We start from the raw sequence: 6,997 nt of genomic DNA on the forward strand, positions 1-6,997 counted from the left end.
CTGCGGCTCGCCCAGCGCGAGGCCGCGCGGCGGGCGAGGCAAGCCTGAACGGCGCCGGCCGCGGCCGGCAGCCGTCGTGCGAGGCGCGAGGGATCGGCGCCGCCGGCTTGCGTTTTCATTGCGGCCGCGCGGCGCGCCAGCCTTGGCGGCGATAAAATGCGGGCTTTCCGCGCCCCGCCCACCCGCCATGTACCACGCCATCTGCACCGATCTCGACGGCACCCTGCTCAATCGCGACCACCAGCTCGATCCCTACACGATCGACACCGTGCGCCGGCTGGCGGCCGACGGCATTCCCATCATCATCGCGACCGGCCGGCATCACGCCGACGTGGCCGGGATCCGCGACGTGCTCGGCATCCGCCCCTACCTGATCACCTCGAACGGCGCGCGCGTGCATGCGCCCGACGACACGCCGCTGTACGCCAGCGACATCGCGCCGGCGGTGGTGCGCGAGCTGGTGCGGCCCGAGCTGGTGGGCGAGCACGGCCGGGTGATCGTCAACCTGTTCACCGATACCGGCTGGCTGATCGACCGCGAGGCGCCGCACCTGCTCGAATTCCACCAGGACTCGGGCTTCGTCTACCGCGTGGCCGACCTGCCGGCCTACCCGGCCGAGGACGTCGCCAAGGTGCTCTACATCGGCGAGCCGGCCGACCTGGCGGTGCTGGCCGAGCGGCTCGCGAGCCGTTTCGGCGACGCGCTCTACGTGACCTACTCGCTGCCGGATTGCCTGGAGGTGATGACCGCGGGCGTCTCGAAGGGACGCGCGCTGCGGGTGGTGCTGGAGCGGCTCGGTCTCGATCGCGCGCATTGCGTCGCATTCGGCGACAACATGAACGATATCGACCTGCTGGAAACGGCCGGCCATCCATTCATGATGGATAACGCCAATCCCGACCTGGTGCTGCGCCTGCCTGGCGTGCCGCGCATCGGCAGTAATGCCGATTCGGGCGTGGCGCGCCATTTGCGCGAACTGTTCGCGCTCGATATCGACCCGGTTCGCTGAGAAGCGCCGCATCGAGACACGCGGCCGCGCCGCGATGGCGGCCCTTGCCGCCGCCAATCGGCCTTGTCCCGCTGTCGGCTATTTCATACCGAATTTCGATAAGGCGCCGCCGGTCATTCACTGCCGCGACGCAATTCGAATTGATCCATGAAAAACGGGCGCCGAAGCGCCCGTTGAAATACTCGCCCCCTTTGTTGTTTCGGATTCGGCAGCGTCGGGGTCGCTGCTTCCTCGCTCCCCGTGGCAATCTTCCCGTAAGGCGCCAGCCGGGCCTCGGCGTGGTTTCGCCGACGCTTTCCGTCAATTCCGGCGTGCCGATTTTTCGTTACCATTCCGACCAAAAAGGGCGGGAATTTTGTCAGCCGGCCATCTCGTAATTGACGCGACGCGCATTGCTACGGATTATAGGAAATCCAATCCGTGTCGAAGGGTCAACGATTGTTAAATTGCCGCGATGTGTCGCGCGAATTTCATTAGAATTAACCTGCACTGAAATATAATGCATCCGCAATAATTTTTTTCATACGAATTGGGCTCGGCCCGATCCCGGTACAGTGCTGATTGCGGAACGGAACGATAGTGTCTAGGCTCCAATTGCCAGGCGAATCGTGAATAGGGAGTGAAAATGTCTCAATACGCAAAACTGAAAGCGCAGATTGCCGACTTGCAGGCTCAAGCGGACGACGTCCGCCGGCAGGAAGTGGAGGCCGTCATCGCCGACGTGCAGCGCAAGATCGCCGAATACGGGTTGACCGCGCAGGATCTCGGCTTTGCCGAGCGCGCCAAGCGCGGGCGTCCGCCGAAGAAGGCGCCGCTGCCGCCCAAATACCGGGACCCGAAGTCGGGCGCCACCTGGAGTGGCCGCGGCAAGCCGCCGAATTGGATCGTCGGTAAAAACCGCGAGCGTTTTCTGGTCGAGTAAGTCGCCGGTCGCGCCGGCACTGTCGGCCGGCCTGTTTCGGCCGCCGCAATAAAGAAAGCCGCATCGGGGATGCGGCTTTCTTTTTTTCGAGATATTTGAAATCCGGGCAAGGCGCCCGGATTTCGATCAGCTGGCGGCGAGTCGCGTCAAATGCGGCTGTTTAGCGGCGGCGCCCAAGGTTTCGTAGATTTCGACATAGTGACGCGCCATGGTGCGAGCACTGAATCGCGTTTCGAAACGTTCGCGAATCGCCGTGCGCGACAGGCTGTCGATTTTCTGCAACGCACCCACTGCGCTGTGTTCGTCCTCGACGATAAAGCCGGTCAGGCCGTCCTCGATCACCTCGGGCACCGAACCGCGATTGAAGGCGACCACCGGCGTGCCGCAGGCCATCGACTCGATCATCACCAGGCCGAACGGCTCCGGCCAGTCGATCGGGAACAGCAGGGCCTTGGCGCCGGACAGGAAGGCCGGCTTCTGCTGCTCGTTGATCTCGCCGATGAACTCGACGTTCGCCTGCGACAGCAGCGGCTCGATCTCGTTCTTGAAGTAGTCCTGGTCGACCTTGTCGACCTTGGCCGCGATCTTCAGCGGCAGGCCGCTCTTGGCGGCGATGCGGATCGCCGTGTCCACCCGCTTCTCCGGGCAGATGCGGCCCAGGAAGGCGAGGTACTCGGGTTCGCGGTCCGTTTGCGGCGTGAGCAGCGTGTCGGGCAGGCCGTGATAGACGGTGCCCGCCCAGCCGGCCTGCGGCAGCGGCACGCGCTGCGAGTTCGAGATCGACACCACCGGCGCGCTCGGGAAGGCGTTGAACACCGGCTGCAGCTCGGGCAGGTCGAGCCGGCCGTGCAGGGTGGTCACGTAGGGCACGTCCAGGCGCGAGAGCAGCGGGAAGGGCAGGTAGTCGAGGTGCAGGTGCAGCACGTCGAATTCATGGGCGCGGCGCGCCACCTGCTCGAGCAGGCGCATGTGCGGCGCCATCGAGTCGCGGATCGAGGGATCCAGGCGCAGCGCGCGCGGCCAGGAGGCCTCGAGCTTGGCCGAGGTGACGGAATCGCCGCTCGCGAACAGCGTGACGTCGTGGCCGAGTTCCACCAGGGCCTCGGTCAGGTAGGACACGACGCGCTCGGTGCCGCCGTAGAGTTTGGGCGGGACGGCTTCGTAGAGCGGGGCGATTTGTGCGATGCGCATGGGGCGGTTCTCCTGTGCGTATGGTGGCCGGGCCTGCCCGCCGTGCTCGCCCGGATCGGGTGCGGCCGGCAGCAGACGATGGGGCGGCGCTGACGAAAATGTTTTGACCGCCGGCCGACCGTTCGACTCTATTATCGGGATCGTCCGACGAGGTTCGAGTGATTTTTCAAACACTTAAGCCTTGTTACAGGCTGAAATAGAGGGGCCGGAGGGCCTGCGCGGGGCGGCTGGAAGGCAGTAGGAAAGGGCTTCCTACATGCATACCTGTCAATTGTGACAGCCGTAGAAAAAACGCGATAATTGCCTGGGAAATTTTTCCGAAGCCCATCATTTCTCCTTTTGAGATCAAGGGTTTACGAGAAATCGACGGCTTCCGTAATTCGCCGCGGCTGTCGGAAAAATTCCTACACGGTTTACAGACAAATCCTGCCTGTCGCATTCCCCTTTGCTGATACCCGCCACAATACCGTTTGGCCACAATGACCGTAAGAATATAAACGCCGGTTGCCGACCCTGTCGGGCGAGCGAACACGGCAAACGTTTTCAAAAGCAGATGGCCAAGATTTCTTACGGGGGAATCATGAGCGCGACCAGTGAAATGCTCGCCGAGATCAAGGAAGTGAACCTGTCGTACCTATTGCTCGCCCAGCGTCTGCTGCGTGAGGACAAGGCCATGGGCATGTTCCGGATGGGAATCTCGGAAGAACTCGCGGAAGTGCTCGCGAACCTGACACTCGCCCAGACGGTCAAGCTGGCGGCATCGAACCAGATGCTCTGCCGCTTCCGTTTCGACGATCATGCGTTGCTGTCCTCGCTTGCCGACAAAGGCCGAAGCACGGCCGTCGCGCAGGCACACTCGGCCATCCTGATGGCCGGCCAGCCCGTCGAAAGCCTCCGCTAATTTCCCTATATTCATCCGCCGTCCGTCAGCCCGGCGCGCCTTCGCGCGTCCGGCGCGCGCGCGGATGGCTTCTCATTCCCGGAAATCCCGGAGGCTCGCGATGGCGACGAAGAGCGTGGTGCTCGAGGTCAAGGAAATCACCCTGGCGATCGAACTGATCGAACTCGGGGCGCGTCTGCAACTGCTGGAGGCGGAGACCAACCTGTCCCGCGACCGGCTGATCAAGCTCTACAAGGAGCTCAAGGGCGTCTCGCCGCCCAAGGGCATGCTGCCGTTCTCGACCGACTGGTTCATGACCTGGCAGCCGAACATCCATTCGTCGCTGTTCTACAACATCTACCGCTTCATGCAGGCCCACGGCGGCTGCGACTCGATCCAGTCGATCGTCAAGAGCTACCGGCTCTACCTCGAGCACGTCGGGCTGTCCGACGACGAGGCGGTGCTGAGCCTGACGCGCGCCTGGACCCTGGTGCGCTTCTTCGATTCCGGGATGCTGCAGATGACATCCTGCACGCGCTGCGGCGGCCACTTCGTCGCGCACGCGCACGATCCGCAGCAGGGTTTCGTCTGCGGGCTGTGCCAGCCGCCCTCGCGCGCCGGCAAGACCCGCAAGGCCGCTGCCAAGGCCGAGGCGATGCCGCTCGCGCCGGCCGTGCCGCCGGTGGCGTTCGCCGCGGTCTGAGGCGTTTCGGGCGCGGCCCCGGCGGCTTCGACGCCGGCCGCGGTTGCCGTGGCGACACGTATCGTGGTTCCGGATGCGGCGCGAACCCGGCGGGCAGCCCGCGCTGCATGCCGCGCCGGCGCCGCCACGGCGCCGCACGCCACCGGCCTCGCTGCCTGTATTGCGCTCCGGCGCGCGCTCCATGCCTCGAACCGCTTCCCGAGCCGCCGCGCCGGCCCGAGCCGAAGTCGCCCGCCGCCCCGCCCCGCATGGCCGCGAAGCCGGCTCGCGGCGCCGCTCAGGCCCGCGCCAAGGCCGCCCGCGGCCCGGCGCGCCGCCGCCGCCGGGCCCCGGCCGATATCGGGTTAGCCCCGGTCCGGGGCGGTGAAAGTTTTCGGCCCGCCTGCCGTAAACCACTTAACGGCGGCCTTCCCGCCGGCCATTCGTGAGGGACAGGCTGTGCTGATTTTCGTGGGAACTCTCGTGACGTTGTTGTCCGTGTTCGGCGGCTACGCGCTCGCGGGCGGCCACCTGGGCGCGCTGATCCAACCGCTCGAAATCCTGATGATCGCCGGCGCCGGCGTGGGCGCCTTCATCCTCGGCAACGGCATCAAGATGATCAAGGCCACGCTGCGCGTGCTGCCGACCCTGTTCAAGAGCTCGAAATACACCAAGGCGCTGTACATGGAGCTGATGGCCCTGCTCTACGTGCTGCTGGCCAAGGCGCGCAAGGAAGGCACGCTCACCCTCGAGGCCGACATCGACGACCCCGAGAAGAGCCCGATCTTCACCCAGTACCCGAAGATCCTGGCCGACAAGCACATGGTCGAGTTCCTCACCGACTACCTGCGCCTGATGGTGGGCGGCAACATGAACGCCTTCGAGATCGAAAGCCTGATGGACGAGGAGATCGAGACCCACCACGTCGAGGTGGAAGGCCCGGCCCATGCGCTCACGCGCGTGGGCGACGCGATGCCCGCCTTCGGCATCGTGGCGGCGGTGATGGGCGTGGTGCACACCATGGCCTCGGCCGACAAGCCGCCCGCGGTGCTCGGCGCGATGATCGCGCAGGCGCTGGTCGGCACCTTCCTCGGCATCCTGCTCTCCTACGGCCTGATCGGGCCGCTGGCCAGCCTCGCCGAACAGCGCGCGGCCGAGTCGACCAAGCTGCTCCAGTGCATCAAGGTGACCATCCTGGCGAGCCTGAACGGCTACGCGCCGGCGATCGCGGTCGAATTCGGCCGCAAGGTGCTCTTCTCGACCGAACGCCCGTCGTTCGCCGAGCTCGAGGAGCACGTGCGCCGGGTGAAGGCGAAATAAGCGGGGCGGCCGGCGATGAGCAAGGGCAAGGATCGCGCGATCGTCGTCAAGCGGGTCGCGCCGGCGAAGAAGGGCCACCACGGCGGGGCCTGGAAGCTCGCCTATGCGGACTTCATGACCGCGATGATGGCCTTCTTCCTGCTGATGTGGCTGCTCTCGGCGGTCACGCCGGTGCAGTTGAAGGGCATCGCCGACTACTTCAACACGCCGCTGCGGGCCGCGCTGTTCGGCAACGGCGATCGCAGCTCGCATGACTCGAGCATCGTCAACGGCGGCGGCTCGGACATCACGCGCAGCGAGTCGGGCACCACGCGGCGCACCGACGGCACCACCATGCTGGCCAGCCGCCTGACCCAGGAAGGCCGCGACGAGGATCGCGACGTCGATCCGGGCGCGCAGCAGGACCGCCAGGAGCAGGTGCGCCTGCACGACCTGCAGATCAAGCTGATGGCGGCGATCGAGGCCAACCCGGTGCTGCGCCAGTTCAAGCAGCAGATCCGCATCGACTCGACCCTGACCGGGCTGCGCATCGAGATCGTCGACACCCAGAAGCGGCCGATGTTCGCGCTCTCGAGCGACACCGTCGAGCCCTACATGCGCGACATCCTGCGCGAGATCGGCAAGACCCTCAACGACGTGCCGAACCGCATCGTGATGCAGGGCCATACCGACGCGGTGCCGTATTCGGGCGGCGAGAAGGGCTACAGCAACTGGGAATTGTCGGCCGACCGGGCCAATGCCTCGCGGCGCGAGCTGATCGCCGGCGGGATGGACGAGGCCAAGGTGCTGCGCGTGACCGGCCTGGCCTCGACCCAGAACCTGAACAAGGCCGACCCGCTCGACCCGGAGAACCGCCGGATCAGCATCCTGGTGCTGAACCGCAAGTCGGAAACCGCGCTGATGCGCGAGGACGCCACCGCCACCACGCTGTCGAACGACGCGGCCGGCTCGCAGGGGCTCGCGCAGCAGATCGGCGGCGGCGCGAAGCCGGCG

At 65.7% G+C, this 6,997-nt stretch carries 7 protein-coding genes; 6 read left to right on the plus strand and 1 reads right to left on the minus strand.

All coding sequences use genetic code 11. The features are described 5' to 3' along the window. Nucleotides 1–187: 187 nt before the first annotated feature. Nucleotides 188–1,009, plus strand: a complete 822-nt coding sequence (locus tag F3J10_RS33390; protein ID WP_167243869.1) for a Cof-type HAD-IIB family hydrolase — start codon at nt 188–190, stop codon at nt 1,007–1,009. 625 nt (nt 1,010–1,634) lie between these two features. Further along, the gene (locus F3J10_RS33395) at nt 1,635–1,931 is read left to right on the plus strand and encodes an H-NS histone family protein (RefSeq protein ID WP_013696269.1); all 297 of its coding nucleotides are present in this window, start codon (nt 1,635–1,637) and stop codon (nt 1,929–1,931) included. Between the two features lie 126 nt (nt 1,932–2,057). Here the strand turns inward: F3J10_RS33395 and F3J10_RS33400 are convergent, their stop codons facing one another. Further along, on the minus strand, nt 2,058–3,122 hold the full coding sequence (locus F3J10_RS33400) for a glycosyltransferase family 4 protein (RefSeq protein WP_025099998.1): 1,065 nt from the start codon (nt 3,120–3,122) through the stop codon (nt 2,058–2,060). 580 nt (nt 3,123–3,702) lie between these two features. Here F3J10_RS33400 and flhD point away from each other — a divergent pair. The 4 genes from flhD to motB all read left to right on the plus strand — a co-directional run. Beyond that, on the plus strand, nt 3,703–4,023 hold the full coding sequence (flhD, locus tag F3J10_RS33405; RefSeq protein WP_025099997.1) for a flagellar transcriptional regulator FlhD: 321 nt from the start codon (nt 3,703–3,705) through the stop codon (nt 4,021–4,023). A 100-nt stretch (nt 4,024–4,123) separates the two neighbouring features. Continuing rightward, nucleotides 4,124–4,705, plus strand: coding sequence for a flagellar transcriptional regulator FlhC (gene flhC / locus F3J10_RS33410; protein ID WP_166916788.1), 582 nt, complete (start codon nt 4,124–4,126; stop codon nt 4,703–4,705). 438 nt (nt 4,706–5,143) lie between these two features. After that, entirely contained in the window at nt 5,144–6,004 is an 861-nt protein-coding gene (gene motA / locus F3J10_RS33415) for a flagellar motor stator protein MotA (protein ID WP_025099996.1), read from the plus strand. A gap of 15 nt (nt 6,005–6,019) precedes the next feature. Then, nucleotides 6,020–6,997 (plus strand): flagellar motor protein MotB (motB, locus tag F3J10_RS33420; RefSeq protein ID WP_167243870.1); only part of this gene is annotated, 978 nt, incomplete at its 3' end.

The sequence above is a fragment of the Burkholderia sp. Cy-637 genome, from assembly GCF_011753175.1.
Lineage (GTDB): Bacteria > Pseudomonadota > Gammaproteobacteria > Burkholderiales > Burkholderiaceae > Burkholderia > Burkholderia gladioli.

Bases quoted from the DNA above. Each gene is read 5' to 3' on its own strand.
- F3J10_RS33390 (WP_167243869.1), top strand. From the start codon at position 188: ATGTACCACGCCATCTGCACCGATCTCGACGGCACCCTGCTCAATCGC.
- F3J10_RS33395 (WP_013696269.1), top strand. From the start codon at position 1,635: ATGTCTCAATACGCAAAACTGAAAGCGCAGATTGCCGACTTGCAGGCT.
- F3J10_RS33400 (WP_025099998.1), bottom strand. From the start codon at position 3,122: ATGCGCATCGCACAAATCGCCCCGCTCTACGAAGCCGTCCCGCCCAAA.
- flhD (WP_025099997.1), top strand. From the start codon at position 3,703: ATGAGCGCGACCAGTGAAATGCTCGCCGAGATCAAGGAAGTGAACCTG.
- flhC (WP_166916788.1), top strand. From the start codon at position 4,124: ATGGCGACGAAGAGCGTGGTGCTCGAGGTCAAGGAAATCACCCTGGCG.